This window comes from Chitinophaga sp., assembly GCF_017745275.1.
Lineage (GTDB): Bacteria > Bacteroidota > Bacteroidia > Chitinophagales > Chitinophagaceae > Chitinophaga.
Window position 1 is genome coordinate 245406 of the sequence record NZ_JAGHZS010000004.1, and the last position, 17746, is coordinate 263151.

Here is a 17746-nt window from a genome sequence, read left to right on the forward strand (position 1 = left end):
AAGATTAAAACAATCCTTTTATACCAAGATTATATAGGCGTGTCTGCGGAGCGCTGGCCACACTCATTTCCATTGTTTTTCGTTCTGCCGACACCGTTAGTAAATTAAAGCCACTGACATATACACCCATTTCTTTCAACACTTTTTTTCTTCCCAGTAATCCACTCATGTCATATGAGATCTGCACTTTGGCCAGGTCTATACGATTCGTTTTATACAGCCAGAAATCTGAACTGCGGAAATTATTATCACTGGCAAAAGTGGTCAGGCGGGGATATTTGGCCGTTTGCGCTGTTTCAGGGGTCCAGCGATCTCGTACCACCGCTGAATACTTGTCTTCCCCATCTACCCAAAACCAGGAATTATTTTTCATACCATATGCACCAAATCGTCCTACACCCAGCGCAAAAAAGGAGAAGTTTCTCCATTTGGCACTGAGGTTAATTCCTAACGTGAGCGGTGAACCAAACCAGCCGGCACGGCCCAGGTACACTTCATCACGGGCGTCAATAACGCCGTCGCCGTTTTGATCTTTATATTTAATATCACCCGGTTTTACCTGCCCGAAAGCCTGCGCTGGCGCGTTTTTAATGTCGTCTGCACTTTGGAAAAATCCCTGGCTTTGTAATCCCCAGATGGCATCCAAAGGTTTGCCCTGGCGATATTGGTAGTTGTCGGCGTACAACTCGGCACGTTTCGTAGCCGTTGTTTTATAATAGCTGCCCACCAGCCCGATCGTATAGCTCACTTCTCTCACCTTATTGTGGAAGCTCAGGTTAAAGTCGAACCCTACCCGTTTATCGTCGTTATAATTGATATAAGGGATGAAAGAAGATAAGGGGAACCCGGTAGTGAAATAAGAAGGATACAATACATCTGGCTGGATAATATTACCCGTGATTTTATTGATGAAGAAATTACCATCCAGTTTTATCAACTGATGAAAGAAAGCACCATCCAGGCCGATACTGATTTCTTTTCTTTTTGGGAAACGCATATCAGGATTAGCACCGCGACGCGACTCCGTAGCCTGTACGCCTGTCCCGTCTTTCCAGCCAAACCAGCTTCCCTGTGTGGTATATACGCCCTGGTATAAATAATACGAGGCAATATCCAGGTCGGTATGCAATATACCTGCGGAAGCGGTCAGCCGCAGCTCATCGATGGCGGAGATTTCACGCAGGAAGGGAGCATTACTAAGACGCCATCCCAGCGACACAGTGGGAGAAAATGCATTACGGTTTCCTTCCGGCAGCTTCGCACTATGAATCATGGCGCTGCTAAAATCTATGTAATACGTATTTTTAAAATTATATCCTAACTGCAGGCCCAGGTTAGCGTTGCCGGTGCGGTGATACACCGCTGATTCTGACTGCTGGAAACCATTTACCAACAGCACCGCAGATAAATGATGCTTATTGCGGATAGTATTTACATAATTAAACTGACCAGTAGCGGCAATAGTTTGACGATACCAGCTATTACTTACATTCTGTACGCCTGAGGTAGCGTCCTGCCCATACTGGGTAAGACTACTGATTAAGTCTGTACCGGAATACGTATTCCACACCGGCGCATACACTGCATAATTATTATTGTAAGCGAGATTATAAGAAGTATTATAATCCACCGCAAACGTAGCCCGGAAAGAAAGCCCTTTCAGCAAATTTCTCAGGTCTGCATTTACGCCGGTATTAAACTGGAACTGCCGGCTTATATACCGGTTGTTGCCACCGGCATAAATGGCTGCAAAAGGATTGGTTTGATCCAGTTGAGTACCTCCCAGCAAATACTTTCCATCAATAATATGATTACTGTTTTTCACCAACACATTAGATGCCTCATCCTCCTTTTCTATTTTATCAATCGGGATGAGCGGGGCAAAGCGATAAGGACGTAAAGTAGCCGCACTTCCCCAGTAGTCTGTATTTACGCCTCTTCCGGTATAAAAAATAGCGCTGGCATCTACATTACAGGAAATGTAATCGCTCAGGTTTACATCTATATTGCCGCGCAGGTTGAGGCGGTCAGATTTCCCGTTTTGACGGGCTTCTCCAAAGTTGAGCAATGACCCGGAAGTCTGGTAACCGATATTGGTATAATAACGCGCTTTATTATTTCCGCCAGATATCTCTGCCGTCACATCGTAGCGGCTGAAATACTTTTTAAGGTATTCATCTCCATAATAATCTACATCGGGATAGCGGTATTTATTTTTCCCGGAAGCATACTGGTAAATGGTTTCAGGGCTGTATAGTTCGGAGAGTCCATCATTACGGCGGGCCTCATTATACAGTGTCATATATTCCGCGGAGCCCAGGTATGCCGGGTAAGATTTGGGAACGTTGATTCCACCGTTTGCTCTTATATCTATACGTTGATTACCGGCTTTCCCTCTTTTAGTGGTAATATATACCACACCTTTCGCTGCCCGGCTACCATATAGTGCCACTGCATTTACTCCTTTGAGAAAAGAGATCTGTTCAATCTCGGTGGGCAATACATTAGTAGCATCGCGGGGTACTCCGTCAATAACAAGCAGGTAACTGCCCATTCCCCACATGCTGTTGCCATTAAAACCATTGGCCCAGCTCTCCATATTTTCAAGACTATAGTTCATATAGTTCTGCGTCATTTGTGTCGAAACATCCACCGCGGAAATACCACCTAATACATCTTTTTTATTCAGCTTACGAAATGCCACCTGCACCGTATTGTTGTCAGGAACATTTGATATCGCAGTGCCTGAAGTATCCTGCGCCTGCACTACCGGCATAATCCCTGTCAGCGCGATGGCGGCTATTAATGCTTTCATCTGATTCATGAATTTTGAAATTAGCGTAAACGATACCTGTAGATATTGTACGTTTTACCATCCGGGGTTTTGTGGAAACTCCAGGTACATATTGGCATCGGCGTTTTTCAGCGGGAACCAATAGTGTTTCTCGGAATACTTGCGTTCCAGGATAACGCTCTCCCGTAAGTTGAGTACCTTATTATTTTTAGGGTCGGTAGTACTGAAGGTAGGCGACCGGTCAAATTCCACTGACTTCTTCAGCGTGTACGGAGATTGTATCAGTAACATCCATCTTCTTAAATCATTAAAGCGATGACCTTCGAAAGATAGTTCTACTGCCCGTTCCCGCCGTACTTCGCTCATAAAGCCATCGAGCGTGCCGGTAAAACGTGCTGCCACATGTCCGGCGCCGGCGCGGTCACGGATCACATTAATGGCATCTAGCGCCGTTTTGCTATAGTTACCGGATTTACCGGTGGCAGTTCCATATCCTGCCGCTGCTGCTTCTGCATACATCAGGTATACATCTGCCAATCGCATATAAGGGAGATGTATATTGAGCGCTTTATCATAGCTCCAGCCATTGTCAAACCGGTTTGCTGTCATGGGGATGAACTTGTACAACAAGTAACCGGAACGGCTACCACTGCTGATATCACGATAGCTGCCACCGGTATACAGATTGGCATAACGGTTCTTTTCATCTGTAGTAGCGCCTTGTACGCACTTCACACCATCAAAAACAATATCATTGTAAAAGCGGGGATCCCTGCCCTTCCACGGATATGCAGGGTCGTATCCCGATTCAGGATCTGCCTGCATGATGTCTTTAATAGGCAATCCATTGGCCATGCCGTAATAATCAACATAGTTGGCTGTTGGCACAAAAGTGATGGCTTCTTCCGTCAGCAATGCAGGTCCATACTGTTTGGCAGTACCATAGGTAGAACCGTGTGCACCGTAATACGGACCGCGGAAAATAGCTTCCGTGCTACCTGGCATTAACCAGTTTTGACCGGCGCTATAAAAATTAGTGTAGTACTTTGAAAAATCTACGAGGCTATAAGGCGCATCACCCGATTCGCATTTTTGCAACAGCTCTCCAAAAGCTTCCGCCGCCTTCTGGCAATAAGTGGTGTTATAGGTTTTACTACCGGTAGATACATAGTTCATCAACGGACTTCCTGCCCACAGGTAATTTTTACCGAGATACCCCAGCGCCATGATCTTATTAATGCGCAGTTGATTTTTTCCCAGGGTTCTTTTTCCGGCTGTGGTATTGTCCCAGTTCACCGGCAGTAGTTTGGCCGCTTCGCTGAAATCAGCCGCTGCCCTGTCTGCACATTCACTGTATTTAAGTCGCGGCAGTGCTAACTTCTGATCACCCGGCAGTACTTTATCAATATAGGGAAGGCCACCGAAATACTGGATAAACATAAAATGAAACCATCCCCTGAAAAATAACAACTGTCCTTTGATGAGATCTTTTTCTTCAGGGGTGGCGTCGGTGAGCTTATTAAGATTTTCGAGGCCCATATTGGCTTTACGGATACCATACCAACCCAGCTTCCACAATGATTTTGCAAAGCGGTCGTCGTTGGTGCTGGTGTTATTCCTGTCCATCCAGCCTGCCTGCCAGCCGTCGAACTGTGATTGCCAGCCCCAGAAATCACCATTGTCTATTTTTACAATAAAATGGAAATCACGTGCAGTTGATTGAATCTCATCTTCCCCCCAGTTCCAGGAGTTTGTCCAGTAGGCATTGGTAAAATCCGGAATACAGTGATATAGCTCTTCAGTATATCCCTGAAAGCCGATGAAAGTTTTAAAGGCATTGTCTGCTGATACAATAGATTGTGGTTCCCTGTCGAGGAATTTTTTGCAGGATGCCAACCCTAACAAGGCGGTCATTCCAACAGTTGCCAGTAATGGCTTTATATATTTATTCATAACGTGCATGTTTAGAAGGTAAAATTGGCGCCGAGATTATAACGCTTTACAGTAGGATAAGCTCCCTGCGATGCCCAGCCAGTACCGGCAAAGTTGGATTCACGATCATCCGGCATCTTGCTCCACGCAGCCAGGTTATTACCATTGAGATATACTCTCAGCGATTCAAGCCCAACACGTTTTACAAACCCGGTGTTGAAGGTGTAGGCAATTTCGGCGTTCTTTAACCGCAGGTAAGAACCATCAAACATATACTGTGTACCCCGGTAATAATCAGCCGGCGTAGACAACCAGCGGGGCATGGGTACATCGGCATTGGTGTTATTCTTCGACCAGTAACTTCCTTCGTTGTAAACGGTATGCCCCTGGGACGACAAGCTGTTAAATACCACCTGGCGGGTTACATTATTGGCACCATAGAATTGTACAAAAGCACTGAGGCCTTTCCAGTCAAATCCTAAAGTAGCGTTGTAAGTATTGGTAGGCCATCCGCTATGTCCATAAGGAATGTTATCCCGCGCATCAATCACCCCATCGCCGTTATAGTCTACCAGGTAGTAATTACCCGGTAATTTTTGGTTATCGTTGGTATTATGCATGGTACTGCCATACAACTCATCCCAGGTGTTATAATATCCCTGGCTGACGTAGGAATAGGCCTGTCCGATCTGCATGCCTTCTGACTTTTGATATGCCGGCAACAATGCAGGATTATCTGCTTCAATGACTTTATTTTTCGTATGGGTCATATTCAGGTCGGCCCACACCCTGGTTTGCTTAGACACCGGGTAGTTAAAATGAAGTTCCAGCTCATAGCCCTGAGATGTTACCCGGCCAAGGTTAGCCACCGGTGGTGTGGTACCGTAATAAGAAGGTACAGACGACCGGTTTGCCAGCAATATTTTGGAGCGCTTATCCTGGAAGAAGTCCGCCTTCCCTTTTATGAGTCCTTTAAACAATTCAAAGTCAGTACCCACGTTCGTTTTTTCTGCCTGTTCCCATTGCACGTTTGGATTGCCTACGGTTGCTTCGCGGTACCAGGTGAACGGACTTTGCTCTGCTCCTTCCCCGGTGGTACCCAGTCGCGCCTGCCCGCCATATGCCCATTCTGTGAGATATAAAAAGCGTCCCGCCACGTTATCAAAACCTGTTTGTCCGTAAGAAGCACGGAATTTCAACAGATCGAGGAACCGGATGTTTTTCATAAATTTTTCATTGGAAGCAATCCAGTTCACGCCGCCGGAAGAAAAGAAAGCAAACCGGTAGCTGGGCGCAAATTTTTCGGAACCATTGTAGGCGCCATTGTACTCGAAGGTATATTTATCGTTGTAGGTATAAGTAGTACGAAACACCCAGTCTTCGCGGTACGAGGGGATCATGCTGCCAGCGGCGGTAACGTTGCGGTTCAGGAGTCCCATCGCTGTTACACTGTGTTTGTCTGCAATCGTTTTTGCGTAGTTCAACTGCAACTGGTAAAATAAGCGGCGTTGATTATCTGTTACCGCACCTGCTGCAGGCGTCCATTTTACGCCTTCCTGGAAATCGAAGTTGGTGACGCCGTCAAATGCACTCTTGTAGAATACATTGCCTGTGGCAGGATCCACCCACTTGCGTTGTACATCATGGTAAAGATCATTGACGCCGCGGTTACTTTCCACAAACGTATTGTCCATCGACAACGTACCATTAAACTTCAGTCCTTTAAGCAGCATGTCCAGGTTTTGTTCAACGGTAAAATCGGTGGTGATGCGGGTGGTCGTCTGGTATTGAATACCACCTACTGCCAGGCTTCTGGCTGAGTTCTCCGCCCTTCCTTCATTGGGGGCGTAATATCCCCAGGAACCATCAGCATATACCGGCAGAAATACATCTGGTGCAGTGGTATAGGCATCAATCCAGGAACCGTACTGATTACCGGAAAATCCCCAGGGACTTTTTCTTACGCCATATGATCCGGCAAGGTTTACTTTAAAAAGTGTGGATGGTGTTAATTGAAAGTCCAGGTTAGACCGGGCATTTAAGCGGTTAAAGCCGAATCCGGGTTTATAGCCACGTTTATTATCATACACTTTGAAAAGGTCGCCTTCATGCAGGAAGTCGGCGCTGGTGAAGTATTTAACAAAATGTGTTCCTCCACTGATATTTACGTTGGCGTTTTGCGACATCGCATAATTTTTAAACAACGCTTTTTCCCAGTCTACATTAGGATAGCGTTCCGCTTCTTCCAGGTTGGCTGGATGCCGGTATTTATCTAAAATGGCTTGTGGATAATAGTTATTCCAGCTCTCCGGCTTTAGTGCCAGTTCATATTCGATGGCTTCATTAACGGTACGCAACGCATCATAAGAGTCTGCTTTGCCGGGTAATTTAGAAGGCGCTTTCATAATGGTATTTACCGTTGCGCGGATCGATGCTTTTCCTGTTTTACCTCTTTTGGTGGTGATAAGGATGACGCCATTGGCGCCGCGTGAGCCGAATACTGCTGTTGCCGAAGCGTCTTTTAATACAGTAACCGTTTCTACGGATCCTATATCCACGCTGGTCATCGGGCGTTCTACCCCGTCGACCAGGATAAGCGGGTTGCTGTTATTCCAGGTGCTAAGACCACGGATCAGTAACTGGGGATCTTCTTCGCCGGGCAAGCCTGTACTTTGAGCAGTAATCAAACCGGGTACATTTCCGGTGAGTGCCGCGCCAATATTAGATACACCCCCGGCCCGTTCCAGGACTTTACCGGTTGTTTGTGAAACTGCGGCCACAACACTTGTCTTTTTTTGTCGCCCATATCCTACCACTACCACATCTTCCAGCCCTACAACACTACTTTTCAGGGTCACTGATATATTGGCTTGTTGCCGGATATTTACTTCCTGCGACACCTTACCGATATAAGTAAAAATAAGTACGTGCTTATCGGCCGGAACATGCAACTGGAACTTCCCGTCGTTATCAGTGCTGGTACTGATACGCGTTTCTTTGATCTGCACGGTGGTACCGGGGATAGGTATTTTTTTCTCATCCAGCACCACACCCTGAACCACCCGTGTATCCTGGGCTTTCAGGGGAGAACCGGCGAGTGTACCTGACAGCATTAGCACTGTCACAGCAAGCCATTTCCATGACATTTGCGGAAAAATCATTTTAAACATGGAATTCATAACATTTAATGTTAGGGCAATAAGGGATACTGACGGCTCTTATGAAGCTATCAGGCCGGGCTACCGGCAGCAATCATTACAATACGGCAAATGATAGTATTCCTACAGTATATTATCGGATACTACGTGGTTGTGTGATAAAATTGAAATTGGTTGTAGCGGGACGTGGTGACCCTGATGCATTAAATCTTCATAAGTGATCATTTAGCATTTAAGTAGAAAATTATTCATAACGTATTCATTTATTCATAAGATGGAAATAAAAAACAATAGCCGAATCTACAATAGGAACTTATATATCGATAGCACGATTCTCCAAAATGATAGCAATAATGTGTAAAGTCGCTATCTCCCTGCATTTGAGCACGGGTCTTTATTTAAAAATCTGCTGGGCAAAATTGAACAGGTTATTTCTCCATACCGGCCAGGTATGACCACCTGGATATTCGCTATAAGTATACCTGATCTTTATCTCATCAAGTTTAGCCAGCATCAGCTGACAATTTTTATAGGCAATATCTTCCTTTCCTCCCATAGCAATCCACAGCACTTTCAGTTGATTATTAATCATGCCGGCATTCGCTTTCATAAAATCGTATTGTGCTGCTGCAATATTGCTCTGCCGGGGTTGTATCCATCCGGAGCTAAATACGCCAAGGGCGGAAAACAACGGCGTGTTCTTAATACCGGTATAAAGCGTATGCATGCCTCCCATGGACAAACCAGCTAACGCTCTTTTTGAGGCGCTGGTGTCAACACGAAAATTATTTTCCACCAGGGGAATGATCACCTCCTTCAGCTCCGATTCAAATGTTTTCAACCCGGATTCATCGAAAGCAACGCCACCTACATTGGCATCCGGCATTACGATCAGCATGGGAGTAGCTTTCTTTGAAGCTATCAGGTTATCAAGAATCAGGTCTGTTTTGCCTTGTGTAGCCCATCCTGTTTCGTCTTCTCCTCCACCATGCAAAATATAGAGCACGGGATATTTTCCGTTATTGGTATCATAGCCAGGCGGCGTATAGATATACAGTTGCCGCCAGGATCCGGTTACCTTCGAGAAATATTTCCTGATCCGGATATCTCCGTGCGGTACATCTCTTAATGCATAATAATTATCACCGGTAACGGGGATTTCAATACCGCTTGCCATCCTGCCCATACCATAAAAGGTTTCGCTGGCAGGATCGGCAATGGCTACACCATCTATCAGTAAGGAGTAATAATGAAATCCTTCGCTGATGGGATCTGTGGTCACGGTCCATACACCTCCCGTATCTTTTACCAGGTCGTACTTCCTGCCCAGGTCTACCTGCACTTGCTGTGCTGCCGGCGCCTTCACGCGGAAGGCAACGCGGTGATCAGGTAATATCTGCGGGTAGTCTGCACGGCGTACATTTGTTGCAGCAGGAATACCTATCTCCTGGTATTTTATAAATGAAGAGGTGTCTACCGGCTTAAAGATCAGTTGGGAGAACATATACAGCCCGTTCTTCCACACCTTAAAATCGTGCACGCCGGGTTCTATATAATAAATATGCGGCACCTTATTTTCCTGCAGGTATTCGTGTGTACGTTTACTAAAACTAATGAGTCCATCGCTGGCGCCACAGGAGATCCAGAGCAGCTTCAACTGCGCTTTGGCGGCCGCTGGATCTGGCACCAGTTGTTCCGGCAATTTCGTATTGGGCGCAGATGAAAATCCACCTATCCAGGCAAACTTATCCAGGTTACCGAGACCAAAATTTAATGATTGCCCTCCTCCCATCGACAATCCCGCAATGGCCCGGTGATCTTTGTCGGTGTACACCGGATAATGCTTTTGTATATATGGGATCAGGTCTTTCAGGAGATCTTTTTCAAACGCAGCAAATGCCTGGACCTTGTCGGGCGCCATTATGTTGCCAACAGCCCGGTCGTCTTTCATGGCGCGGCCGTTAGGCATGACCACTATCATGGGCTTCACTTTCCCGTCGGCATATAAGTTATCGAGGATCACCTGCGGCGTACCACCTCGTAACCATTCTTTTTCATCTCCTCCAATGCCATGCAGCAGGTACAGCACCGGGTATTTCTTCTGCCTGGAAAATCCGGGAGGCGTGTAAATAAGTGCTTTGCGTGGATTACCAACGGTTGTTGAGGGATAACTGATGGTATCAATACTGCCATGTTGGATAGTTTCCCGCGGCACGTCAAAACCTGGCGCGGCATGTTCAACAAGGTGCTGCGTAAAAGCAGGCACCGCAAATAACAGGGAAATAGAGAGACTGCATATCGTTTTTTTCATATCGTGGTTTATTGCTGTTCAAAATAATAAATGTCACTTAAACAATAAATAAAAACTATATCATAAAAAGAATGGTTATTTTCCTGTTCTTAGTAACCGTATGCCCTGGATGGTGATATCTCCCGCTGACCCGGTGGGGAAGCGGACAAAAAGATCATGCTGTCCTGATACCTTGCGCAAACTGCCGGTACTTAACAGGCGATCACCCGGCTTCACCTGCACCACTGCGATCTTTTCGCCCGTTGTGAGGTCGTCTGTCAACAGTTCCAATGTACCTCCCTTAGCAGCACTTCCCTTTATTTCCACGGCCTTTGCTTCACCAGCTGTACCAAAATCTACACCTGATATCATCAGCCATCCACCCTGTGGTGAAACATTTGTTACGCCGGTATCTTCCCCATGCTTTATTTTACGTATGCCGTAATAATTGCTGCTTCCCACGGCAGGCAAGGCAGAGAATCCATCTTTACAAACAAAAAAATTAAAGTCAGCCGGGCCCTTTTCCGCGAACAAACCGACGCTGGTTCCTACCCAACTGTTAAAATCAGGTTGTGCCTTATCGATGGCAACTGCGCTCAATGGCGCACCTAGCTGCTGCCAGTTTTTGCCATCTGTACTAAAGTAACCCGTCAACTGATGCGCGACTCTTTCCATTTTCAGCCAAACATTCTTTCCTTTATTATAAGGCATTTCTCTACGGGCGGTATCCAATTGAAATACAATACGCGGGTTGCTGCCGTGGTCATAATAAAGACGGGCGTATACGCTTTGCTTTCCGTTGGTGAGATAGATACCACCTTGTACCTCCTGAACACCGTCGTTTACATTGACACGGGTAACGGCCGTATAATAATGGTCTGTTTCTTTTTGCAGCAGGTGTGTTCTTCCACTATCAGGCGATAAACGGATCCACCCTTTACGTTGCGTCAGCGACCATGCCGCTGCAGCGGGCCGTGTTAAAAAATGCCACCAGGGCCCCAGGCTATCGGTATCAAAACGATCTGTATGTACACTGCGCCAAGGGGTGTTATTATTCTCCAGTGCGGGCTTCACTACGGGACCGCTGGCCGGCGCCTCTCCCCATGGACGGTCGCCTTCCCACACCACCCGGTAAAGCGAAGTTTGTCTGCCCATACCGGACCAGTCGTCATTGCCACGCTTTTCATAACTCTGACCAATGGTCCACCAGCTGCCATCAGCCAGTTGTACAGGCGCTGAAATATGATTGGGCCGCGGGAAGGTGTTGTCAGGATCTGTAATCGGTTTAAAAAAATCGCCCAGCCGTTCCCATTTAGAGGAATCAGCTGTTAGTGTTGTGGTCCTCAATACATACTGCCCACCGGATACATCGCCGGCAGGGAAATAATAATAGTAGCCGTTCCGTTTGCACATCACCGGGCCTTCGGCCCAACTGTACTGAAGGTGAGCATTGATCCAGTCCAGGTTAATCACTGTATCTGCGAGTTGTCCATCCTGCCCCAGTGCCTGTAGCCGGTTTACTTTTTGCCCGTTTTTAATTACCATGTAAGGCTTACCATCGTCATCAACAAAAATGGAATTATCATAACCCAGCGGACCTGTTTGTGCATTCTCCTTCACGCGCACGGGCGCCGACCAGGGTCCTGCAGGTGAAGTTGCTTTCGAAAACCATTGTCCACCGGAAGAAAAATAGATCCACCAGGCACCATAAAAATACGTGATGGCCCCCTGCCATACCCCGCTGCCCGGGCGGTCTGCTATCATCCCACTATGAGCAGGCAGCAATACCCGGCTGATCACTTTCCAATGTACCAGGTCAGTAGAATGATAAATGGGCAGGTAGGGATTAAAATGAAAAGAAGAGCCACAGTGATAAAAGTCATTGCCCACTTTCAATAAAGTAGGATCAGGATGATCGCCCGGCAAAACCGGGTTTACATAAGTACTTACAGCGTCATAAAAATGTGTTGCGGGGCCCGGCTGGCCTTTCCATGCCGGGCCATTCTGTTGAGCCATTCCATTTTCTATCGTCAGCGTTAAACATATAAAGACAAAAGCAATGCGTCTTAAAAGCATGTGGCGGGTATTTTTTTGTGAAGACAAGATAGTCATCCCCCACTGCTATGGGCTGCCACAAATGTTGAAATGATGAGTAAAAATGTTTTACCCGTAAATAAAAATCATAAAAAAAGCGTTTTTGATGAAGTAACGTCCATGACACTACTTTTTTAAAAAAATTAAATACTTGTTAAAAAGACACTTATATAATGGTCCTCTTAAACATGCGCCGGATAACTGGTTGAACCACTGCTGGCAAAAAACACCTGCCTGCATTTATGCTGACACTATCTCATTATTGTACAAAAGACACTTAATATTTAACCATTTGTGCCTTTATATAATTTGGGTATTTTTACTTCATGCACAACGATATTCCTGAATTACAAAAAAGAATATACGGTGGTGACACACAAGCATTTAAAGAATTGTATGATTGCTTTTGCACGCCATTGCTGCAGTTAGCCCTGGCCATTGTTCACAACAGAGAAATGGCGGAAGAAATAGTAGCAGATGTGTTTATTGCCGTATGGAAAAACAAAGAAGGTCTCTACCAGGCCAGTAACCCAAAATGGTATCTCTATGCAGCCACCCGCAACATTGCGCTGAACTATCTCCGTAAATATGCGCATAAAAAAACACTACACCTGGAGGAAGCATATTTACTGGAATATGAAGTAAACCCGGAAGCACAACTCATTAACACTGAAATGATGCGGCATATTAACAGGGCTATTCATGAACTGCCGCCGCAGTGCCGTCTCATCTTTAAACTTGTGAAAGAAGATGGCCTCAAATACAAAGAGGTAGCCATGCTACTGAACATCTCCATAAAAACAGTAGAAAACCAGGTAGGCATTGCCTTAAAAAAATTAACCAAAATGAAAGCATTCCTGATTACCTCGTTACCCGACGCCCAATAACCTTCTTTCAAAAAAAATCAGATCGCTTTAGGGGTATTTACACTTTCCTATTGTCTTATATCCTCGGGTGCCTTTACTCCATCATTTTCAATGACACTATGAGCAACGACCGTATATGGATATTACTCGGGAAACAGTTCAGCGGCGAAATAACTTCCGCGGAGCTATCCGAACTGGAAAAATTACTGGAAGACGATCCAGGAACCGCCGCTTCCAGGGAATTGGCCGCCAATGTATGGCAAACACCTTTACAGGAAGTAGCCGACGCGCATAATAGCGAAAGCCGTATATGGGACGCCGTGAAGCCACAACTCCTCCCACATCGCCCCCGCCCGGTATTACACAGGCTGGTGGCCGCCGCCGCAGCAGCAGCTGTACTAGCCGTTGGTTGGATAGGATGGCAACACGTACGTTCCACCACGCCGGCATTGCAGCAACTCAGCGCTGCTGCAGGAAAATCACGGGTAACGCTCCCCGATGGTTCTATGGTGTGGCTCAACGCCCATACACAACTTCACTACGACAAAAACAGCTTTGGCAAACAATATCGTGAAATCACGCTCAACGGGGAAGCTTTTTTTGATATCGCAAAAAGTGAAGGCAGCCCTTTTATTATTCATGCAGGAAAAATAAAGATCCATGTACTCGGCACCGCATTTAACGTGAAAGCCTATACGGACGACAGTGCCGTGTATACAACGCTGGTGCGTGGAAAAATTGCCGTATCGTTCCAGGGAAAAACCATTGTGCTGCAACCCGAAGAAAAGTTAACAGTGCCGGTTATCCAACAGGCAGCCGCTTTTCAGCAACAGCACCTGGAAAAAGACAGCAGCGGCCTGCTTCCGGAAATATCCTGGTTAAATAATAAACTGGTATTTGATAATGACACCTTCGATCACCTGGCCGGCAAAATGAGCCAATGGTATGGCGTCACCTTTCATTTCGATTCACCCGGCCTGCAGCAACTGCGGTTTACCGGCATCATCGATACAGAATCAATAGACGAAGCGCTGAAAATGCTACAACTGTCAAGGCCCTTCCATTTCCGGATCAACGGGAAAGAAGTGCATATCAGTAACTAATTTATTCTTCATCTTCAAAAATAAATACTATGACCTAAAAACACTACTCAGCCACTTACTTTATTTACTTCCTTCACCCTCTCACATTCCATGTTATGAAACTAATGTTCCTACGGACTTTTAATATAAGTCTGCATGGCAGTTTGCTCCTCCTGGCATTGCTGCTTACCTCCATCATACCTGCTTACGCGACCACTGCATCGCAGGAAAAAATCAGTATCTCCCTGGAAAAGGTCAGCATTAAAACGGTGCTGAAAACCATTCAACAAAAAAGCCGCTGCCGGCTTATTTACAATGATGATATTCTACCGGAAAAACCACCGGTGTCTATTCATGCAGAAAATGCCACTATAGAACAGGTATTGGCGGAAACATTTACCGGTACTACACTCCGCTATGCAACATTGGATAACAATGTTATTGTAATTGCCTCCGGAGATGCCAACGCTATTAAAATAAGCGGCACAGTAAAAAATGAACGTGGTGATCCACTTATTGGCGTATCCGTAAAAATAAAAGGCACTAATATTGGTACCACCACCAATGAAAAAGGTCATTTTGAACTGCAGGCCGCTACCGGTGTTACGCTGGTATTCAGTTACGTAGGCTACGAACAAACCGAAGCCGTAAGTACCGCTGATCCCATCAACATTATCCTGAAAGAAAGCGCCAGTGGCCTGAATGAAGTGGTGGTAGTAGGTTACGGCACGCAGAAGAAAACGTCTTCCACCGCCTCTGTATCGGCCGTACAGGGAAAAGAACTGGCCAAATCGCCGGTTACCAATATCTCCAATTCACTGGCAGGAAATGTGGCGGGTATCAGCATGCGTCCCAACGGCGGACAACCGGGAAGAGATAACCCGGATATCCATATCAGGGGGATTGCTACTACCGGTAACAACGCTCCACTCATTGTAGTAGATGGTATCATTCGCAATAACATCAACGAAATTTCTCCCAGCTCTATCGCTTCCGTTACCGTATTGAAAGACGCTGCAGCCGTTGCTCCTTATGGACTGGGAGGCGCTAACGGGGTAATTCTCATCACCACTAAACGCGGACAAACAGGCATTCCTTCTCTTTCCCTCAACGCCTACTACGGCTGGCAAACGCCTACCTATTATCCTAAAATGCTGAACGCACAGGACTATATGCGCCTGCGTAATGAGGCCTATATGAACGAAAATCCCGGAGGTACCCAACAACCTTTCGCAGAAGATTATATTAATAATTATGCCGGCATGCATGCAAAGGATCCCGACAAATATCCTATCGCCAATACGAAAGACCTGGTACGCATGCAGGCGCCTATGCAAAATTATAACCTGCAGTTAAGCGGGGGTACCAAAGTAGTCCGGTATTATGCCGGTCTCGGTTACCTTAACCAGGATGGTATGTTTGCACCGGTGAATTACAAACGTTACGATTATAACGTTAACATGGAAGTAAGCGCCACCGCTTCCACTACAGTGTCTTTATCGCTCATTGGCGCCATCGAAAAAACGAACAGCGTGGATGCCGCTACCACACCGGGGCAACTATTCCGCAGCGCATACAAACTGATTCCCATTACGAATCTGTATTACAGTAATGGCCTCTGGGGTGAATTTGCCGGCAACTCCCCGGTGGGTATCCTGAATGCAGGCTACTCCCACCGTGATGCCACCTCCCTGCTCACCACATTGGCCGTGGAACAGCAACTGCCCTTTATTAAAGGACTGAGCATCAAAGGTACTTTCAGCTATGATCCCAACGATGTAATGGTGAAAGGATGGCATACACCATTCTACTTTTATTCGCAGAATACTGCCACTACCCCTTACACCTATACGAAACAGGTATCCACTTCGGAAGGTAACGCAGCGCCTTACACCTGGCTCAACCAGGAGTATGCAAAAAACCAGTACTTCACCTACCAGGGATTTATTAATTATCATAATACATTTGGTAAACATGACTTCACTGGTCTGCTGGTAGCCGAAGCCCGCAAGAATGATTCCACCGGCTTCTCCGCCCGTCGCAACAACTTTGCGGTGAACATCGATGAACTGGGCATGGGCAGCTCCAATAAAAATGATTTCGATAATAACGGTTCCACCATTACCGGCAGCCAGCTTGGATTCGTATATCGACTGGGTTACATCTACGATCATAAATATCTTTTTGAAGCTGCCGGACGGTATGATGGTCACTACTACTTTGCTCCCGGCAAACGCTGGGGCTATTTCCCCGCCTTCTCCGCAGGATGGGTTGTTTCAGAAGAAAAATTCATGGCAGATCATCCTTCCATACTCAACTATCTTAAACTGAGAGGATCGTGGGGAAAATCAGGTAACCTGGCCGGCTCGGCTTTCCAATACCTGAACGGCTATAATTTATACGGTAACGCCTATGCTTTTGGAAACGGTAATATGGTACAAGGCTCTAACATCACGCGGGAAGCCAATTCCAATATCACCTGGGAAATATCCACGAAAACAGATGTAGGGTTTGATGCTTCCCTATGGCAAGGCTTACTCACACTGGAAGTAGACTATTTTCATGAAAGAAGAACAGGCATGTTACTACCACCTGCAGTTACTGTACCTGTAGAATATGGTTTGGGACTTTCTGATGAAAATGAGGGTATCATGGTTAACCATGGTATTGAAGTAGCTGCCGGTACCAACTATCGTTTTTCCAATGGGCTGCAACTCAACCTGAGCGGTAACTTCAGCTATGCTAAAAATAAAATGGTGCAGATATTTGAAACCGCTGCCACCCGTAATAATCCCAATCGCAGCAGAACAGGCCGGCCTTTCGGCACACAGTTCGGCTATCATGCACTGGGCCTGTTTTCCCAGGCAGATGATAAAAATCATGATGGCATTATCAATGGCGACGACGGATACAATGTTACCCAGTTCGGTGTACTTCACCCCGGCGATATCCGCTATGCAGACATCAGCGGGCCGGATGGAAAACCTGATGGAAAAATAGATGCCAATGATGAAACCGTTATCGGTAACCCGGTATATCCTTTCATCACCTATGGCTTTACCCCCAGCGCCTCCTGGAAAGGATTTGACCTTAGCTTGTTCTTCCAGGGATCTGCTATGTCCGGCCTGAACTTCCGCGGATTCCAAACCGTTCCGTTTAACAATAATAACAGTAATTCAGCGTATGAATATTTTAACAATCACTGGACTCCTAATACACCCGATGCAAAATATCCACGCGCCAATCAATCGCCCTACGCCAACAATACCCAGACTTCCGATTTCTGGATCATGAAAACAGGCTACCTGCGCTTGAAAACAGCCGTATTGGGATACACGCTTCCTGCACGCATTTCCAAAGCCATGAAGATGCAGCGCCTCCGTTGTTATTTCTCGGGGCAAAACCTGCTCACCTTCAGCAAAATGAAATTCATGGACCCGGAAGTAGGTTACACCGACCTGGAAACGGCCTACCCCAACCAAAAGGTATTTGTGTTTGGACTCAATGTCACTTTTTAGATTCATCCTGTT

At 46.2% G+C, this 17746-nt stretch carries 8 protein-coding genes; 3 read left to right on the plus strand and 5 right to left on the minus strand.

Annotated features, from left to right (window positions below):
• Positions 1-4: 4 nt before the first annotated feature.
• The 5 genes from J7623_RS13890 to J7623_RS13910 all read right to left on the minus strand — a co-directional run bounded on the left by J7623_RS13890 (position 5) and on the right by J7623_RS13910 (position 12250).
• Positions 5-2815 (minus strand): SusC/RagA family TonB-linked outer membrane protein, encoded by a 2811-nt coding sequence (locus J7623_RS13890; RefSeq protein WP_291920926.1) that lies wholly within the window; start codon positions 2813-2815, stop codon positions 5-7.
• Between the two features lie 54 nt (positions 2816-2869).
• A complete protein-coding gene (locus tag J7623_RS13895) occupies positions 2870-4747 on the minus strand; it encodes a RagB/SusD family nutrient uptake outer membrane protein (RefSeq protein ID WP_291920928.1) in 1878 nt (625 codons plus the stop codon).
• An 11-nt stretch (positions 4748-4758) separates the two neighbouring features.
• Complete coding sequence (locus tag J7623_RS13900) at positions 4759-7851, minus strand: SusC/RagA family TonB-linked outer membrane protein (RefSeq protein WP_291920930.1); 3093 nt, start codon at positions 7849-7851, stop codon at positions 4759-4761.
• A 427-nt stretch (positions 7852-8278) separates the two neighbouring features.
• Complete coding sequence (locus tag J7623_RS13905) at positions 8279-10195, minus strand: alpha/beta hydrolase-fold protein (RefSeq protein WP_291920932.1); 1917 nt, start codon at positions 10193-10195, stop codon at positions 8279-8281.
• 75 nt (positions 10196-10270) lie between these two features.
• Positions 10271-12250 (minus strand): family 43 glycosylhydrolase, encoded by a 1980-nt coding sequence (locus J7623_RS13910; protein WP_291920934.1) that lies wholly within the window; start codon positions 12248-12250, stop codon positions 10271-10273.
• Between the two features lie 344 nt (positions 12251-12594).
• Between J7623_RS13910 and J7623_RS13915 the strand changes: the two genes are divergently transcribed.
• The 3 genes from J7623_RS13915 (at position 12595) to J7623_RS13925 (ending at position 17734) form a co-directional block, all read left to right on the plus strand.
• On the plus strand, positions 12595-13155 hold the full coding sequence (locus tag J7623_RS13915) for an RNA polymerase sigma-70 factor (protein ID WP_291920936.1): 561 nt from the start codon (positions 12595-12597) through the stop codon (positions 13153-13155).
• 98 nt (positions 13156-13253) lie between these two features.
• On the plus strand, positions 13254-14237 hold the full coding sequence (locus J7623_RS13920; RefSeq protein WP_291920938.1) for a FecR family protein: 984 nt from the start codon (positions 13254-13256) through the stop codon (positions 14235-14237).
• 95 nt (positions 14238-14332) lie between these two features.
• The gene (locus tag J7623_RS13925; protein ID WP_291920940.1) at positions 14333-17734 is read left to right on the plus strand and encodes a TonB-dependent receptor; all 3402 of its coding nucleotides are present in this window, start codon (positions 14333-14335) and stop codon (positions 17732-17734) included.
• The last annotated feature ends 12 nt before the right edge of the window (positions 17735-17746 follow it).